This is a genomic window from Streptomyces jeddahensis, from assembly GCF_001642995.1.
Taxonomy (GTDB): Bacteria; Actinomycetota; Actinomycetes; order Streptomycetales; family Streptomycetaceae; genus Streptomyces; species Streptomyces jeddahensis.
On sequence record NZ_LOHS01000075.1, the window covers coordinates 161,921 to 179,190 of the forward strand.

Genomic DNA, 17,270 nt, shown 5'->3' on the forward strand with positions numbered 1-17,270 from the left:
GTCGGAGCTGGCGTCCCACTATCCAAGTGCCGAAAATGCGTTGACTTCTGTGCGGCGGGGCCCTTACCTTCGGCGCCAGCCGGTTCGGTAATCCGGTCGACGTGCGATATTTCGACCAATCGTGGTCCAGGATCGGTTTTCCTGCCTCGGGAAGGAGCCATATGTCCCTCAATGCGCCCTCAATGCGTACGGCCCTCGCGCAGGGCGTCGGTGGCTGAGACGCGCTGCGCGAGGGCCGTGGGCGTGGCGGTCGCGACGGCCGCCGGCGCACTGATGGGGGGATCGCCGCGATGATTGCTCCCGTCCGGGCCGTCAGTCGAAGGTGACGACGACCTTTTCGGCCGCCCCCGGTGTCAGCGTCAGCTCGAAGGCCCGCTCGACGTCGGAGAAGGGAACGCGGTGGCTGATCAGGCGCGCGAAGAGCTCCTGGTGCTCCGCGATCTCCTCGGTCACCTCGAAGATCTCCGTGGGGTAGCCCTGGGACGCGATGACGGTCATCTCGCTCCTGAAAATCGCGCCGAGATCGATGGGCTCGGGCTTCTTGTGGGCGGCCACGACGACGAGCTTGGCGCCCCACTTCGCCGACCGCAGCGCGGTGTTGGCGACGACGGCGACCCCCGGCCGCGTCGATGTAGATGTCGGTGTCCGGGCGGGGCTGCCCGAGTGCGTTGGCGCCCTGGCCGTGCAGCTCCGTCAGGCGCGCCGCCACGTCCTCGCGTGAGGAGTCGATGACGGCGTCGGCCCCGACCGCCAGCGCCGTCTCGAGGCGCTCCGGAATGACGTCGGCCACGACCACGTGCTCGACCCCGCGCAGCTTCAGCCAGATCGTGGCCCCGAGCCCGATGGGCCCGGCCCCGAACACCACGACCCTGTCGGTCGTCCGGGCTTCGGAACGGTTGACGCAGTGCCGCGCGACCGCCATGGGCTCGTTGAGCGCGGCGACGTCGAAGGTCACCGAGTCGGGGATCACCGCCACGCTCTTCCCCACGACGGCGTCCTCGATGAGCAGGTACTCGCGCATGCTGCCCAGCGCACCGCCGCAGCCGATGATGCCCGAAGGCGCCCCCTGCGGATTGACGACCTGACGGACCCGCTGACCAGGGCCGTACGCGTACGGCCCTGGTGCCGGCCGGCTGGCCGACGGGCTGCTACCAGGACGCCAGCGAGCCGTCCGCGTTGCGCCACACGGGGTTGCGCCACCGGTGCCCGCGTTCGGCGGCGGCACGGACCGCGTCCTCGTCGATGGTGATGCCGAGGCCCGGTGCGGTCGGGCGCTCGATGTAACCGTCGCGGAACGCGAACGTCTCGGGGTCGACGAGGTAGTCAAGGAGGCCGCTGCTGTCGCCGTAGCCGATGCCGAGCGCCTGTTCCTGAATGAGGAAGTTGGGGGTGGCGAAGTCGAGCTGCAGACTCGCGGCCAGCGCGATGGGGCCGAGCGGGCAGTGCGGCGCCACCAGGACGTCGTACGCCTCCGCCATCGAGGCGATCCGCCGGGTCTCGGAGATGCCTCCGGCGTGGCTGATGTCGGGCTGGGCCACGGCGATTCCGTCCGACAGTACGGAGCGGAAGTCCCACCGGGAGTAGAGCCGCTCACCGGTGGCGATGGGGATCGAAGTGGAGCGCACGACGGCGCCGAGGTCCTGGGTGAACTCCGGCAGCACCGGCTCCTCCACGAACATCGGCAGCAGGGGCTCCAGGAACGGCAGTACGCGACGGGACATCGCGCCGCTGAAGCGGCCGTGGAAGTCGAGCGCCAGGTCGCGGTCCGGGCCGATGGCCTCGCGCACCGTGCGAACGGTGTCGACGATGGCGTTGATCGCACCGGCGGTGGCCAGCGGTTCCAGCTGGCCGCAGGGGTTGAGCTTGACCGCGGTCATGCCCTTGGCGACCTGTTCGGCCGCCGACTCGGCCAGCTTCTCGAGGGTCTCCCCGCCGACCCAGCCGTATACGCGTACCCGGTCGCGCACGTGGCCGCCGAGCAGTTGGTACACCGGAACGCCGTGGGTCTTGCCCGCGATGTCCCACAGGGCCTGGTCGATGCCGGCCAGGGCGCTGTTGAGGACGACGCCGCCCCGGTAGAAGCCGCTCTTGGCGAGCACCTGCCAGTGCTCCTCGATGCGGGCGGGGTCCTGCCCGACGAGGTAGTCGAACATCTCCTCGACGCAGCGGGCGACGGTGGCCGCCTTGCCTTCGACGATGGGCTCGCCCCAGCCGGAGATGCCCTCGTCGGTGTCGATGCGCAGGAAGACCCAGCGCGGTTCGACGAGGAAGAGTTCGTATCCAGTGATCTTCATGGTGCGGACCTCCGGGTCCTGATGCACGGCTCGGGGGCCGATGGCTGCTGTTGTCGGATGGATGAGAGCGCTCCGGGGTGCCGGCGCAGAGTTGTTCGGCCCGTGTCGGGGTGGAGGTTGTTCGGGAGTGCGAGGGGTGTGCGGCTCGGGGCGGGGACGTCGAAGCTGTCCCGTAGGTCGGGAGTCGAGACTGCTCGGGAGGGTGGGAGCCGAGGCGGCTCGCGGTTCGGGAGGCAGGGAGCCGAGGTGGCTCGCGGTGTGGGGGAGTTGCGGCGGCTACTCGTGGGACGTGATGCTGCGGCCGCCGTCCACGAGCAGGTTCTGGCCGGTGATGAACGAGGCGTCGTCTGAGGCGAGGAAGGCCACGGCCGCCGCGATGTCCTCCGGCTCCCCGAGCCTGCCGACCGGCGTACGGGCGCTGATCCGGGCCTTGGCTTCCGGCGGCGTGTCCGCCCACAGGGCCGTGAGCACGGATCCCGGCAGGACGGCGTTGAACCTGATCTCCCCGCCGTACTCGACGGCGAGCTGGCGCACCAGGGCGTCGATCCCGCCCTTGGCAGCCGCGTACGCCGGATACCCCTTGAAGCCGATGGCGGCGTGCACGGACGAGGTGATGACCACCGCGCCCCGGGCGGCTCTCAGCAGCGGCACCGTGGCCCGGACACCGAAGAAGACCGAGTCGAGGGAGAGCCGCAGCTGGTAGTGCCACGAGTCGTCGTCCAGCTCGTGCGCCGCTCCGGGGAAGTTCCGGCCGGCGTTGAGATGCGCCACGTCGAGGCGCCCGGTCCAGGACTCGGCCTCCGCGACGGCTGCGGCCCAGTCCGCCGGCGAGGTGGCGTCGAGCTGCAGGTCGCGGGCCTCTCCTCCCGCGGCGCGGATCTCCTCGGCCACGCGGTGCGCACCCTTGCCGTCGATGTCGGTGACGAGGACGGACGCGCCCTCGGCGGCGAGACGGTGGGCGGCGGCCTCTCCGATCCCGGAGGCGGCCGCGGAGAGCAGGGCCGTGCGGCCCGTGAAGCGCGCCAGTCCGGCGGCGGTCATGATGCTCCCTCCGGTCGTGCCGTGGAGCCGCGCAGCACCAGATGCGGCTCGGTGGGTACGACGACGTCTCCCATCGGCGCCCCCTCGATGGCGGCCACCAGGGCGTCCACTGCCGCGGTCCCCAGCTCGTACAGGGGCATCGCCACGGTCGTCAGCGGTGGGACGAGGTGGCCGGCGATGGGCAGGTCGTCGTTGCCCACCACGGAGATGTCCTCGGGAATTCGCAGGCCGAGCTTGAGGATGGCCCCCATCGCGCCGATCGCCTGGGCGAGCGAGCTGGTGTAGATGGCGGTGACCGGCGGGCGGGAACCGTCCGCGGTGGCACGCAGCAGCTCCAGCGTCGCGGCGACGCCGCCGTCCTCGGTGAAGTCCCCGGACGCGACCGGCGCGGCGGCCAGCCCCAGCTTCTCGGCATGCTGCAGGAACGCCTGCTTCCGGTCCTCGCTGGGGGTTATGCCGGGCGGGCCCGCGATATGGCCGACGGCCTGGTGGCCGAGGCTGTGCAGATGGTCGAGGGCGGTGACGCTGGAACGGGCCACGTCCATGGTGACGTTCCGGCCGGATCCCTCGACCGACCGGTTCAGGAAGACGTGCGGGACGGGGCTGCGGCTCAGGGCGTCGAGGAGGGGGTGACCCGGCCGTGCGGAGGCGATGAGCAGTCCGTCGACCCGGCCCTCCTGCACCAGGTCGTTGAAGGACTCGTCGGCCTCCTGCCCGTCGAAGTCCTCGGCGAGGAGGGAGAGATAGCCCAGTTCGCGAGCCCGCTGGTAGGCACCGCGGGCGATCGTGACGTACGTGGGGTTGGCCAGGGCGGGGACCAGCAGCGCCAGGGCGTGTGTGCTCGCACCCGCAAGCGCCCGAGCGCCGGAATGGGGGCGGTAACCCAGCGACTCGGCGGCCTCGTGGACGCGCTGCCGGGTCTCCGGCCGGACGGACAGGTCCTGCCGGCCGTTGAGCACCTTGGAGACCGTGGCCTTGGAGACCCCGGCCACCCGCGCGACGTCCACCAACCTTGCCCTGACGGGCTGTTCCGGCATTTCGCACCTTCCCTGTGGTGGCACTTCACGCGGCGAAACTTTCGAAAGTCCGAGTTGCCGCGTACTGACCTCTTGACACCTTCTGGCGTCGCAACCTAACTTCCACCGCAGCTTCAGTCAACCGGTTTCCTTGAACGGGCATCTGCGGATATACCTCCGCAGACCCCTTAAGTCGGTTGGTCAACAACAGGCATGACAGGTCGGCGGAAGCCGATGATGGGTGAGGTGTGCAATGAAGCGCTCCGGAATACTCCCGGCGGTCGGCACCGCCGTTGCGCGATGTCGACATCGCTGGTCGCGGACGCGGAACGATCGTCGGATCCGGCGTCCGCGGACAGGGCCCACCGGCACCTGTGCCTGACCTCGCCCGCTCCCCGGAGTCGGCTGTGATCCGAGCCGCTCCCTGACGCGATCCGACAGCCGGGGCCACGCCGGCGCGACGGGTGGACCGGGCGAGGACGCCGTGACGACCACGGCGACACCAGCTTCATGAAGACGGTGCAGTACGCGGCCACCTACAACCTCGGCCACGACGTGCCGTTCACCGAGTGATCCAGGGCCGCGACACCCGCCCGCTGCCCGTACCGGCACGACACCGCGAATCCTGGTCGAAGTGACCGCATTTCCGCCGGTGGCGGCTTCCGTCGACTGTGCCTCCGCACGCTCACGAACCCCCAGTGAGCCGACCGGCCGCGGCGGCGAACGCGGTGGCAGCGTCCGCTCCTCACCGTGGACACATCACTTACGCGAGATCCTGCCGACTTCTCGCGCCGCATGCACCCCCTTTGTCATCCCCAGCCAGCAGTTCATACCGCACGAAAGGCCGACAAACATGTCCATTTCTGGTACGTCCCTGGGGCGGCGCCAATTCCTCGCAGCCTCCGCCGGTGCGGCGCTCGCCGCGACGGCCCTGCCCGGTTGTGCCGCCTCCGTCGACGACGGCTCGAGCGGCGGCGGTTCGGGAAGCGGCAAGACCACGACGCTCACCGTCATGTCCACCGACGACGAGAAGAAGGTCTTCCAGGCAGCCGGAAAGGCGCTGGGCATCAAGATCAACTTCGTCGGCAACGACGCGACCAAGCTCAACGCGATGCTGGCGGCGAAGAACCCGCCGGACATCGTGCGCGGCCTCGGTGCCACGGACACGCCGTACTTCGCCGCACGCGGGCTGATGGCCGACCTGGACCCGTACTTCGCCAAGAGCTCGGTGCTCAAGGCGTCCGACATCGACCCGGTCAACGACGTCTGGCGCTTCGACGGCGAGAAGCAGGGTGCGGGGCCCCGCTACGGCATGGCCAAGGACTGGTCGCAGGACCAGATGCTCTGGTACCGCACGGACATGTTCGAGGCGGCGAAGCTGGATCCGCTCAGCGAGACCGAGCCGCTGTCGTACGACGAGCTGCTGGATCTGGGCAGGGAGCTGACCAAGCGCCGGCTCGGCAAGGTCAAGGTCTACGGGCTGAGCTCCTCGGGCCTCGGCACCTTCACGCAGCTCATGGGCATGACCGCCTCGGCCGGCGGAAGCCTGTTCGCCGAGGACCTGCTCACGGTCGACTTCTCTTCCCCCGAGGCGCTCAAGGCGCTGCAGTGGTACCTGGAGTACGCCCAGGCAGACATCGGCCCCAACGTCGCCAACCCTAACCCGGACGGCTGGGACTGGCCCACCTTCCAGGCCGGACGCATGGCGATCGCCAGCGACGGCTACTGGTTCGGCGGAGCGATCGGCGGTGACGCCAAGGTCGCCAAGGTGTCGCGTTTCGCGCCCGCCGCGCAGCTCGGCAGCAACCGCATCAGCCCCTGCTTCGGTGCCACCGGCTACTGGATCCCCAAGGACTCCAAGAACAAGGACGCGGCCTGGAAGCTCTTCGAGGCCTACTTCGGCGGCAAGCCCGCCGAGGACCGGGCTGCGGGCGGCTGGGGCATCCCCAGCTTGAAGTCCCTGCGCTCGAAGATGCCGCAGGACACTGCGTTCCAGAAGCAGGCGTTCAAGGTGCAGGAGGAAGAGCTGAAGCACTTCTCGGTGCTGACGTTCACGCCGTACACCCAGCTGACCGCCCTGGACGCCGTGATCAACAAGGTGCTGCCCAAGGCGATCAAGGGCAAGACGTCCGCGGGCAAGGTCGCCGACCAGCTCAACTCCCTGATGAACGAGCAGATCGCCAAGGGCAAGGAGGCCCTGGGGTGAGCACCGGCCAGCTCACTGATCAGGCCGCCGGGACGGGTACGTCGGCGACGTCCCCGTCCCGGCCGCCGGCCAAGACGCCGCGCAGGCCGGCCCCGCTGCGGATCCGCAGGGCGCGAGCGTTCTATGTGTTCACCGTGCCCTGGGTCATCGGCTTCCTGGCACTGACGGCCTTCCCCCTGGGGTACGCGCTGTGGCTGAGCTTCACCAACGCCGACGGGCTGTCGCCGAACACGCGCTTCGTGGGGCTGGAAAACTACCGGGAGGTCTTTTCCGATCCGGAGACGATGGACTCGCTGTGGCGCACCGGGGTCTTCACCGCGATCACGGTGCCTCTGGGGATCCTGGCGGGGCTGCTGCTGGCGGTGCTGGTGAACCAGCCGATACGGGCCCGCGGGGTGTTCCGCACCCTGCTGTACCTGCCCGCCGTGGTGCCCCCCGTGGGTGCTGCTCTCACCTTCAAGCTGATCTTCGACCGTGACTCGGGAGCGGCCAACGGCTTCCTGGACGTCTTCAATGTCAACGGGGTGTCCTGGCTGGTAGACCCGTATGCCCGCTGGGTGCTGATCATGCTGACGATGTGGACCGTGGGCAACGGCATGATCATCTCCCTGGCCGGGCTTCAGGACATCCCCAGGGAGCTGCTCGAAGCGGCCAGGGTGGACGGCGCCAGTCCGTGGCAGTCCTTCAGCCGCATCACCCTGCCGCTGCTGTCCCCGGTGATCTTCTTCCAGGTCGTCACCGGCATCATCGGCTCACTGCAGACGTTCGCGCCGCTGCTGATGTCCCTCTCGCCCACCCCTGCCGGTGTCACGGGAGTCCCCGAGTCGAACTACTTCTTCATGATCCACGTCTTCGCCCAGTACTTCGCCAACGGCCGCTACGGCTACGCCTCCGCCCTGCTGTGGGTGCTCTTCGCGATCATCTGCGTCGTCACCTTCCTCATCTTCAAACTCAGCAAGGGCGCGGTCTTCTACTCCGTGGAACCGGAGCAGGCGAAATCCAAGCCCCGCACGATCGGAGACGCCCGATGAGCGTGCTCTCCCGGCGCAGTACCGTCTACATGCTCCTGATCGGGACCCTGGTGCTGATGCTCAGCCCCTTCGGGTGGCTCGCGATCACCGCACTCAAGGACTCGTCCGAGCTGCGCGCCCTCCCCATCCACTGGTGGCCGCACCATCCGAACCTGGGCAACTTCACCGAGGCGCTGACCCTCTTCGACTACCTCGGCTACGCCCGCAACTCGCTGACGATCGCCACCCTCTACGCGGTGCTGGTCACCGTGGCCTCGGCCTGGGCGGGTTACGGCTTCGCCCGGCTGGAAGCGCCGGGCAAGAAGGTCATCTTCGGTGTGCTGCTGTCGACGATGATGCTCCCGGGCGTGATCACTCTCATCCCCACGTATCTGATGTTCGCCAAGCTCAACCTGGTGAACACCTACATGCCGTGGGTGCTGTGGGGTCTTTCCGGCGCCCCGTATCTGATCTTCCTGTTCCGGCAGTTCTTCACGAACATGCCCAAGGAACTGGAGGAGGCGGCGATCGTGGACGGCTGCGGGCAGGTCCGCATCTTCTGGCGGATCTTCCTGCCGCAGTCCTGGCCGGTCATCGCCACCAGCCTGATCCTGTCGTTCTCCTGGAGCTGGGGCGACTACATCGCGCCGGCCCTGCTCCTCGACGATGCCCGCACCACCCTGGCGGTCAAGCTCGCCACCGGCTACGTCAACGAGCACGGCCAGCAGCTGGGCAACGTCGTCGCCGCCGGCGCGGTGATGTACGTCGTGCCCGTCCTCGCGCTCTTCCTGATCATGCAGCGCGGCTTCATCTCGGGCATCTCCACCTCGGGACTCAAGTAAGCGGAACCGGTCCGGGATCACGTGACCCATGCGCAACGGGGTCACGTGACCCGCCGGTCCGGACTACCGTGACCGAACCGTCCGCTCAAGCTCACCCGTGCCGAATACCTGACGAGGAGTCACTTTTGCTACCGCTCAACCGCCCGATGCCTTCCGGCGCGCCGGCGTGGCCCGGTCGTCGTCCGGTCGCCGGCACGTCCGCCGCGGGGGTGGGGTCATGACGCAGCGTCCCGCTATCACACCGCAGCTCAGCCGGACCCGGGTCATGGCCATCCTCAGGTCGGCGGACGCGTCGGGGTTGCCCGCCGTGGCCAAGGCGCTCGCGGCCGGGGGCATCACGTGCCTGGAGGTCACCTTGACCACCGCCGGCGCCCTGGACGCCCTGGCCCGCATCCGGGACGAACTGGGACCCGAGGTGGCGGTCGGCGCCGGCACCGTGCTCACCGCCGCGCAGGCGAAGGACGCACTGGCGGCCGGAGCCCAATTCCTGGTGTCCCCGAACGTGGACAGCGAGGTGATTCGCGGCGCCGCGGCAGGCGGCACTCCCTTCTATCCGGGCGCGTGGACGCCGACCGAGGTGTTCACGGCCTGGCAGGTCGGCGCCGCCGCGGTCAAATTGTTCCCCGCCTGCACCGGCGGCCCCGGGCACCTGCGGCAGCTGCGGGCCCCCTTGCCGGAGATTCCGCTGATCGCCGTCGGCGGAGTCGACATCGCCCAGGCGCGGGACTACACCGAGGCCGGAGCGTACGCCGTGGGTGTCGGCTCCCCGCTGCTGCGCGGCGCCGACGAGAACCCGACCCCGGAGTCCCTGGACTCCCTCACCGGAAGGGCGCGCACAGTGCTGGAAGCAGTCAGGGTCACGGCGCGGGCCGAGGAGGCCCGCTCGTGAACAGCCCCTCCGAGGCTCCCTACCTCGTCACCGTCGGCGAGGTCCTCGGGGTCCTGTCCGCGTCGGAACCGGGCCCCCTCGCCCTGGGGTCCGGTCTGCGCCTCGGCCTCGCCGGGGCGGAGTCGAACGTCGCCGTCGGCGTGAGCAGGCTCGGCGGATCCGCCACCTGGATCGGCCGCGTCAGCGCCGACGAACTCGGCGAGCTCATCCTCCGTGAGCTGCGCGCCGAAGGCGTCACCACCATGGCGACACGGGACCCCGCGCCCACCTCGCTGCTGCTGAAGGAGCGGCGTACCTCCACGCACAGCCGCGCCCGCTACTACCGCACCCACACGGCCGGTTCCCGGCTGGCCACGGAGGACATCCCCGAGGACGTCGTCGCCGGCGCGGCCGTCCTGCACATCACCGGGATCACGCCCGCGCTGGGCCCGGGCCCGGCCGCGGCCGTCCGCAAGGCCGTGGACATCGCCGCCGACGCCGGAGTACCGGTCTCCCTGGACATCAACTTCCGCTCCCTGCTGTGGAGCGAGGCGGAGGCCCGTACCACCCTCCTGCCCCTGCTGCGCATGAGTGATCTGGTGTTCGCAGGACCGCACGAGGCCCGGCTGGCGGTCCCGGATGCGGACGACCCCGAAGCGCTCGCCAAGGGCATCTGCGACCTCGGTCCCGCCGGTGCCGTGATCAAACTGGGTGTCGAGGGAGCGTACGCCCTTCTCGACGGCAACCAGTACCGGCAGCCTGCCGTGCCCGTGCGCGTACACGACTCGGTGGGCGCGGGAGATGCGTTCGCCGCGGGGTACCTGGCCGAACTGCTCGCGGGGGAGCCGCCGGAGCGGCGGCTGCGGACGGCGGCCGTGCTCGGCGCCTTCGCCGTCAGCACCACCGGTGACTGGGAAGGCCTGCCGAACCGTTCCGAGCTGGCTCTCCTCGACCATCACGACGACGTCGTCCGCTGAACGCCCCCACCCGCCCCCACGCCTACCGCTTCACCACCGCTTCGCCCACCGCTCAAGGAAGTCCCATGCCAACGCGCTCCTCCGCCGACGGAATCCTCGTCCTCACCGGCTCCTACACGCCGGACTCGGGCGGTGAGGGTGCCGGGCTCGCCGCCGTGCGGCTCGATCCGGAGAACGGCTCTCTGACGCCCGACAGCAGTCTGCCGCCGGTGCCCGTCAGCGGCGCTTCCTTCCTTGCGGCGCACCCGTCACTGGACGTCGTCTACAGCACCAACGAGAACGAATCCGGAGCTGTCAGCGCTGTCGCCCGGCAGAGCGACGGCGTACTGGTGCCGCTCGGAGACCCGGTCGGAAGCGGCGGCGCGAACCCATGCCATCTCAGCGTCCATCCCGGGGGACAGTGGCTGCTGACGGCCAATTACGGCAGCGACACGACGCCCGGCAGCGTGGCCGTGCACCGGCTCGACGCGGACGGGCGTGTGAGCGGTCTGACCGACGTCGCGATCCACGAGGGGTCCGGCCCGGTCGTCGGACGGCAGGAGGGCACCCACGCCCACCAGGTCCTCGTCGACCCGGCGGGGCGTTTCGTCCTGGCCACCGACCTGGGGGCGGACGCCGTCTTCACGTACCGCCTCGACACGCGTACCGGAACGCTGGAGCAGACCGCGGTGAGCCGGTTCCGTGCCGGATCGGGCCCCCGCCACCTCGCCTTCTCGCCCGGTGGCGAGCTGGTGTTCAGCGCTGACGAGCTGTCCTCGACCGTCACCTGCCACCGCTACGACGCCGACACCGGCACTCTCACCGAGATATCCAGCGTTCCCGCCACAGAGGCCAAGGACATCACCAACCAGCCCGGCGGAATCGTGGCGTCGCCCTGCGGCCGCTTCGTATGGGTGACCAACCGCGGCGCGGAGACGGTGGCCGCCTTCCGGGTCACCGGCACCAGCCTCCAGCCGATCGGCGAGGCCCCCAGTGGCGGCGCATGGCCCCGCGGCCTGAACCTGGCGGCCGGCCATCTGCTGGTCGCCAACCAGCACAGCGGCACGCTCGCCGCGCTGCGCATCCTCGACACCGGAGCCCTCGAGCAGCCCGGCCCGGCAGCGGCCCTTCCCTCGGTCGTCTGCGCACTCGTCCTCTGACGAACCCTCACGCAACGCCCGCCCACATCCGTAGGCCACGTGGCCCTGGCCATGCCCCATCGCACCGAAAGGCAGTCATGCCCGACCCAAGCACCACCACCGCCGCACGGTTCACCCTGGACTCGGCCTTCGGCATAGGCGCCGTCCAGCCGCGCCTGTACGGATCGTTCGTCGAGCACCTGGGGCGCTGCGTCTACACCGGCGTCTACGAACCTGGCCACCCTGCCGCCGACGCCGCTGGTCTGCGCCAGGACGTCCTGGAACTGGTCCGGGAGCTGGGCGTCACCACCGTGCGCTACCCGGGCGGCAACTTCGTCTCCGGCTACCGCTGGGAGGACACCGTCGGACCGCGCGAGGAGCGGCCGGTCCGGCTGGACCTCGCCTGGAAGACCACCGAGACCAACGAGTTCGGCCTCGGCGAGTTCATGGACTTCTGCGCCAAGACCGGCATGGAGCCCATGATGGCCGTCAACCTCGGCACCCGCGGGGTCGAGGAGGCCCTGCAGCTGCTGGAGTACAGCAACCACCCCGGCGGCACCGAGCTGTCCGACCGCCGCATCGCCCACGGCGCCAAGCAGCCGTACGGCATCCGCATGTGGTGCCTGGGCAACGAGATGGACGGCCCCTGGCAGACCGGCCACAAGACGGCCGCGGAGTACGGGCGGCTCGCCGCCGAGACGGCCCGCGCCATGCGGATGATCCAGCCGGACCTGGAACTGGTCGCCTGCGGCAGCTCGGCCTCCGGCATGCCGACCTTCGCCGCCTGGGAGGCGACCGTCCTGGAGGCCGCCTACGACCAGGTCGACTACATCTCGCTGCACGCCTACTACGAGGAGATCGACGGCGACCGCGACTCCTTCCTCGCCTCGGCCGTCGACATGGAGCACTTCATTGAGTCGGTCGTCGCCACCTGCGACCACGTCCGGGCCCGGCTGAAGACGCAGAAGCGCATCAACCTCTCCTTCGACGAGTGGAACGTCTGGTACCAGAAACGGCCCAACCCGCACCGGGTCGAGGACTGGCAGCAGGCGCCGCGCCTGCTGGAGGACGTCTACACCGTCACCGACGCCGTGGTCTTCGGCTCGCTGCTCATCGCCCTGCTGCGCCACGCCGACCGGGTCACCGCCGCGTCGCTCGCACAGCTCGTCAACGTCATCGCGCCGATCATGACCGAGCCGGGCGGTCCCGCCTGGCGGCAGACCACCTTCTTCCCGTTCGCCCAGGCCTCCCGGTACGGGCGCGGCCGGGTCCTGCGCGTCGAGGTCGACAGCCCCACCTACACCACGGCCAGGTTCGGCGAGGTGCCGTTGCTGCACGCCACCGCCGTGACCGACGACGAGACCGGCGACGTCACCGTCTTCGCCGTCAACCGCAGCCAGTCCGCCGCCCTGCCGCTGGAGATCGACCTGCGCGGGGTCGAAGCCCACACCGTGGTGGAGCACCTGGTCCTGGCCGACAGCGACCCCGAGGCCCGCAACACGCTGGACGAGCCCGACCGCGTCACGCCCCACGCGGCCACCGGCACCACGGTCGCCGGGGGAGTCCTCCGCGCCGAACTCGAGCCCCTGTCCTGGAACATGATCCGCCTGTCGCCTCAGCGGGGGTGACGCGACGCCGGCGCTCCGCTGGAAGTGCCGCGATGTGCCGTCCGTTAGGTGCGGCTTCGTCGTGGCTGGTCGCGCAGTTCCCCGCGCCCCTTCGGGGCGCTGGTGCCGCACCGGTCCGAGGAGCCGGTGCGGCACCTCTTACGTTTCCGCTCCCGCCGTCAGCCGGGCGACCAGGTCGTGCCAGCCAGCCTCCAGGCGCTCGAAGGACATGCCGCGCCGGGTGAGCAGGTGGTGCACGAGCGTGGGGTCGAGATAGTTGAGCAGGCTCTGCGCGAGCAGTTCGGTGTCGCCACCCGTCCCGATCTGGCGCAGCAGCAAGGCCACGTGGGTGAGGCGGAGCCGGTGGGCGGGCACGGTGTGGTTCCGGGCGGCGTCGGTGCGGGCGGCCACGTAGATGTCGCTGTGCGTGTGTTCGTGACGGATGACGGCGGGCCCGAATGCGTGCAGGCGCTCGAGGGCGGGGGCCTCGGGTCCCAACGGGGGAGGGCCCGCCATGAAGGCGGCCTGGAGCTCCTCCTCGCGTTGGTTCAGGAGAGCCAGCAGAAGGCCGAAGCGGTCACCGAAGCGCCGGAAGACGGTGCCCTTGCCGACTTTGGCGGCCGCGGCGACCGCTTCCATGGTGAGCTTCGCCACGCCCTCCTCGGCCACCAGCCGCGACGCGGCCTCCAGCAGCAGCGCACGGTTGCGCGCGGCATCGGCGCGCAGCTGCGGCTGCTCGCCCGGTGAGGCGAGCCCGAGCTCCTTGCATCCGGCGGGGAGGCAGTGTGCGTCGGGGGAGGGCGAAGGCGTGGCGGTCATTGCCTCAGCGTAGCGTCCGAGGGGGTAACTGGACCAGGGTCCGGTTAGGTGGTACAACATTGAACCGGACCGCGGTCCGATAAGACTCCCCCTGCCTCAGGAGCTCATCCTCATGTCTGTACGCATCCTCGCTCTCGTCGGCAGCCTCCGCGCCGGCTCCCACAACCGTCAGCTGGCCGAGGCCGCCGTCAAGCACGCCCCCGAGGGCGTCGTGATCGAGCTGTTCGAGGGCCTCGCCGAGGTGCCCTTCTACAACGAGGACATCGACGTGGAGGCGAGCGTGCCGGACGCCGCCGCGCGGCTGCGCGCCGCGGCGGGCCAGGCCGACGCCTTCCTGCTCTTCTCGCCCGAGTACAACGGCACGATGCCGGCCGTTCTCAAGAACGCCATCGACTGGCTGTCCCGTCCGTACGGTGCCGGTGCGCTGACCGGCAAGCCGGTCGCCGCGATCGGCACCGCGTTCGGTCAGTACGGCGGTGTCTGGGCGCAGGACGACGCGCGCAAGTCCGCGGGCATCGCCGGCGCCGCCGTCCTGGAGGACGCCAAGCTGTCCATCCCCGGCTCCGTGACCCGCTTCGCCGACACCCACCCCGCCGACGACGAAGAGGTCGTCACCGGGCTGACCGAGGTCATCCAGCGACTGACCGCGCAGGCTGCCCCCGCCGCGGCCTGACCGCGCAGGCTGCCCCGCCGCGGCCTGACCGCGCAAGCCACCCCGCCGCGGCCTGACCGCCCGCCGGTCACCGGCGCGACGCACCAGACACCTGCTCCCGGGCAGGGAACCCGGAACTTTCGTTCCTGGTCCCGGCCCGGGAGCTTCCGCGTGCCTGGAGCACGCCGTGCACGCGCAGCGTTGCGCCCGTCTCTGCGTTCACCCCACGGGCTGGGCGGGGTTTCCGCCCCACTGCGCCTGAGCGGGAACCTCCTCGCCCTTCATCAGGAACGCGTCGGCGGTGAGCTCGGCGTGGTCGCCGACCGTGGTGCCGTAGTGGACGAACGCGCCGACACCCAGGGTCACGCCGGCGCCGAGGACCGCGTGGTCGGACTTGAAGGCGCCGTCCTCCTGAGAGTGGGACTGGATGATGCTCCCGGCGTTGAGGGTGCAGTCGTCCCCGATGGCGACGAGGGTGCGCTCGACCAGTGAGCAGCCGTCGTCGAAGACCCGGCGGCCGATCCTGACGCCCAGCAGCCGCCAGACCATGCCCTTGAACGGGGTGCCGTTGAAGGCGTGCATGAACTGGTGGGATGTCAACTTCCAGAAGCGTTCGTGGCGCCAGAAGGCGGGGTCGTAGATCGAGCAGTACAGCGGTCGCAGGGGGCGGAATCCCGTGACGGCCCGCTCGATCAGCGCGAAGTAGAGAACGGTGAACGCCAGGGTGAGCAGGCCCGCCGGCGCGAACACCACCGCGCCGAGCGTGTGGTACAGATCGACGGCCGTCATGGTGATGAAGGTGAGCACGAAGAAGTGGAACCACCGCATCAGCAGGAACAGGCTCGCGGTGACCGCGTTGTGCTTGTTCTTGGCGGCCAGACGGCGGCGCAGCTCGTCACCGGTGGCCAGATGGTCGAACTGCTGGTCGCGCATCACCGTGCGGGGGATCTCGAAGCTCGGCGAGCCCAGCAGGCCGACGCCTTCGCGGACCGGCCCGTCGATGGGCACCATGACCTTCGTCGCCAGCAGGCAGTTGTCGCCGGTCCGCCCGCGTGACGGATAGGCGATGTTGTTGCCGAGGAAGTTGCGCGACCCGATCGCGGTACGGCGGACGCGGAAGGAGGTGGCCGAGAAGTCGGCGTTGATGACCGACAGACCGTCGGCGACCACCGTCCCGCTGCCCACCTGACTCAGGTAGGGGGTGTCGTGCTTGATCAACGCGCCGAAGTTGGACCCCGTCTGCTCGACACGGCACAGGTCGTACCCGAGAGCTCGCAGGTAGTGCACGATCGCGGAGCTGTCGCCGAACAGCATGGTGAAGAACCTGATGTTGGTCATGCGCGTGACCACGCGCTGGACACCGTAGTGGAAGCCGTACAGCGGGTATATCCTGCCCGGTTTGATCATCAGGCTGAGCAGACGCGGCACGGTGTTCACCGTCACCAGGCCGATCAGCAGGCCGCCGAAGAAGACGACCAGGGAAGCGATCAGTGCCTCGAGGCAGAACGCGGGGCTCGTGATGGCCGGCGGCCCGGGCGTCACCACGGCTTTCAGCTGCGGCACGGCGGTCAGCACGATGCTCGTGCCGGCCAGCGCCACCGGCACGCACACCAGCAGCAGGGCGGCAAGCTGCCACAGGCTGTAAACGGCCCTGCGCAGCGCGCCGCAGGAGGTGGGTTCGACGGCCCGGTGGTCGGTCTTCGTGGGCCGGGCCGGTGTGCCGTGCCATGACTCACCGGCCGGAACGGCCTGCCCCCGGTGAAGGGAGGACGCGTGGCCCAGCTGGGCGCCGTCACCCATCGACGTGTCGATGTCGACGACGGTCTGCTCGCTGATGGTCACACCGGCACCGAGGGATATCGGACCCGTCTCGATCCAGCCGTTGTGCGCTCGATAGCCGGACAGGAACACGTCCTTGCGGACCACTGTGCCGTCGCCAATGGAGATCAGGTCGGTGCAGACCGGGACGTTGCGAGACAGCAGGGTGACGCCCTTTCCGATACGTGCGCCCAGTGCTCTCAGGTACAGGACGTACAGCGGTGAGCCCGCGAACAGGCGCGCCGGGCTTATGCGAATGAGCGTCTTCACACACCAGAAGCGCAGGTAGCGAAGGCTCCACACGGGAATCCTGCCGGGCGTGAAGCGGCCGATGAGCGTCCACTTGGCCGCGACGGGAAGGGCGCACAGGCCGAGGAAGGCCGCCGCACCGAACAGGACCGCCCGCTGGTAGAGGCCGGCCGACCCGGAACCGGCCAAGATCCACTCGTATCCCCGGACGACCGCCAGGGTGCCGAGAAAGGAAAAGCCGAGAAAGATCAGCAACTGGGCAGCCCCGCACAACAGGTACTGCCACGTACCGGAAGGTGACCCGGCCGACGCGTCGGACGGTACATCGGACGGTGCGTCGACCTGCGCAGCTTGGGGTGAAGAGACCGGTGTGGTCGTCCGGGAGGGGGCCGAGGCGTCGACCGCGGCAGGGGCCGAAGGGGCGTCGTCCTGCGTGAGTGCGGCCGCCAGGTCACGGATCGTGGAGTGCCGGTAGACGTCTTTCATCGAGACGGTGGGAAGGTCGTCCCGTTTGCGGAGACGGGCGCAGAACTGGGCCATGACCATGGAGTCGGCGCCGAGGTCGGTGAAGAAATGGCTGTCCACCGGCACGCGTTCGGTGCGCAGAACCCCCGCCAGCACCTCGGCCAGCTGCACCTCGGTACGGACCGCGCCGTTGTCCATGGCCGTGGATTCCTCGACGGAGGCCGAGGCGACCTGAGCGACCAGGGGAACCTCAAGGCTGTTGCAGGTCACGACAGTTCCTCCCGGCCG

15 protein-coding genes and 1 pseudogene are annotated in these 17,270 nt (G+C 69.8%); 9 read left to right on the top strand and 7 right to left on the bottom strand.

All coding sequences use genetic code 11. The features are described from left to right. Positions 1 to 312: 312 nt before the first annotated feature. A complete protein-coding gene (locus tag STSP_RS40190) occupies positions 313 to 555 on the bottom strand; it encodes a hypothetical protein (RefSeq protein WP_232789647.1) in 243 nt (80 codons plus the stop codon). A 169-nt stretch (positions 556 to 724) separates the two neighbouring features. Continuing rightward, positions 725 to 796: pseudogene (locus tag STSP_RS40195) on the bottom strand (hypothetical protein); the annotation flags it as partial. Between STSP_RS40195 and STSP_RS40200 the strand changes: the two are divergent. Further along, a complete protein-coding gene (locus STSP_RS40200) occupies positions 777 to 1,085 on the top strand; it encodes a hypothetical protein (RefSeq protein WP_232789648.1) in 309 nt (102 codons plus the stop codon). The pseudogene STSP_RS40195 and the gene STSP_RS40200 overlap by 20 nt on opposite strands. 63 nt (positions 1,086 to 1,148) lie before the next feature. Here STSP_RS40200 and dgoD read toward each other — a convergent pair whose 3' ends face one another. The 3 genes from dgoD to STSP_RS14940 form a co-directional block, all read right to left on the bottom strand. Continuing rightward, positions 1,149 to 2,294 (bottom strand): galactonate dehydratase, encoded by a 1,146-nt coding sequence (dgoD, locus tag STSP_RS14930; RefSeq protein ID WP_067277297.1) that lies wholly within the window; start codon positions 2,292 to 2,294, stop codon positions 1,149 to 1,151. Between the two features lie 276 nt (positions 2,295 to 2,570). After that, on the bottom strand, positions 2,571 to 3,335 hold the full coding sequence (locus tag STSP_RS14935) for an SDR family NAD(P)-dependent oxidoreductase (RefSeq protein ID WP_067277312.1): 765 nt from the start codon (positions 3,333 to 3,335) through the stop codon (positions 2,571 to 2,573). Then, a complete protein-coding gene (locus STSP_RS14940; protein WP_067277315.1) occupies positions 3,332 to 4,372 on the bottom strand; it encodes a LacI family DNA-binding transcriptional regulator in 1,041 nt (346 codons plus the stop codon). Before STSP_RS14940 ends, STSP_RS14935 begins: the two co-directional genes overlap by 4 nt. Before the next feature lie 832 nt (positions 4,373 to 5,204). On the opposite strand from STSP_RS14940, the gene STSP_RS14945 reads away from it, so the two are divergent. The 7 genes from STSP_RS14945 (at position 5,205) to arfA (ending at position 13,000) form a co-directional block, all read left to right on the top strand. Continuing rightward, positions 5,205 to 6,557, top strand: coding sequence for an extracellular solute-binding protein (locus tag STSP_RS14945; RefSeq protein ID WP_067277318.1), 1,353 nt, complete (start codon positions 5,205 to 5,207; stop codon positions 6,555 to 6,557). Beyond that, entirely contained in the window at positions 6,554 to 7,588 is a 1,035-nt protein-coding gene (locus tag STSP_RS14950) for a carbohydrate ABC transporter permease (RefSeq protein WP_067277320.1), read from the top strand. Before STSP_RS14945 ends, STSP_RS14950 begins: the two co-directional genes overlap by 4 nt. Beyond that, a complete protein-coding gene (locus STSP_RS14955; RefSeq protein WP_067277322.1) occupies positions 7,585 to 8,409 on the top strand; it encodes a carbohydrate ABC transporter permease in 825 nt (274 codons plus the stop codon). Before STSP_RS14950 ends, STSP_RS14955 begins: the two co-directional genes overlap by 4 nt. A gap of 217 nt (positions 8,410 to 8,626) precedes the next feature. Beyond that, positions 8,627 to 9,298 carry a bifunctional 4-hydroxy-2-oxoglutarate aldolase/2-dehydro-3-deoxy-phosphogluconate aldolase gene (locus STSP_RS14960; protein WP_067277325.1) on the top strand — a complete coding sequence of 224 codons (672 nt, stop codon included), beginning with the start codon at positions 8,627 to 8,629 and terminating at the stop codon, positions 9,296 to 9,298. Beyond that, positions 9,295 to 10,254, top strand: coding sequence for a sugar kinase (locus STSP_RS14965; protein WP_067277328.1), 960 nt, complete (start codon positions 9,295 to 9,297; stop codon positions 10,252 to 10,254). Before STSP_RS14960 ends, STSP_RS14965 begins: the two co-directional genes overlap by 4 nt. A 65-nt stretch (positions 10,255 to 10,319) precedes the next feature. Then, positions 10,320 to 11,393, top strand: coding sequence for a lactonase family protein (locus STSP_RS14970; RefSeq protein WP_067277330.1), 1,074 nt, complete (start codon positions 10,320 to 10,322; stop codon positions 11,391 to 11,393). Positions 11,394 to 11,470: 77 nt separating this feature from the next. Then, a complete protein-coding gene (gene arfA, locus STSP_RS14975; RefSeq protein ID WP_067277332.1) occupies positions 11,471 to 13,000 on the top strand; it encodes an arabinosylfuranosidase ArfA in 1,530 nt (509 codons plus the stop codon). Between the two features lie 138 nt (positions 13,001 to 13,138). Here the strand turns inward: arfA and STSP_RS14980 are convergent, their stop codons facing one another. Beyond that, positions 13,139 to 13,798 (bottom strand): TetR/AcrR family transcriptional regulator, encoded by a 660-nt coding sequence (locus STSP_RS14980; RefSeq protein WP_067277335.1) that lies wholly within the window; start codon positions 13,796 to 13,798, stop codon positions 13,139 to 13,141. A gap of 112 nt (positions 13,799 to 13,910) precedes the next feature. On the opposite strand from STSP_RS14980, the gene STSP_RS14985 reads away from it, so the two are divergent. After that, positions 13,911 to 14,471 carry an NAD(P)H-dependent oxidoreductase gene (locus tag STSP_RS14985; protein ID WP_067277338.1) on the top strand — a complete coding sequence of 187 codons (561 nt, stop codon included), beginning with the start codon at positions 13,911 to 13,913 and terminating at the stop codon, positions 14,469 to 14,471. A gap of 198 nt (positions 14,472 to 14,669) precedes the next feature. On the opposite strand, the gene STSP_RS14990 is transcribed toward STSP_RS14985, so the two are convergent. Continuing rightward, positions 14,670 to 17,180 (bottom strand): Pls/PosA family non-ribosomal peptide synthetase, encoded by a 2,511-nt coding sequence (locus tag STSP_RS14990; RefSeq protein ID WP_078067185.1) that lies wholly within the window; start codon positions 17,178 to 17,180, stop codon positions 14,670 to 14,672. Positions 17,181 to 17,270 lie beyond the last annotated feature (90 nt).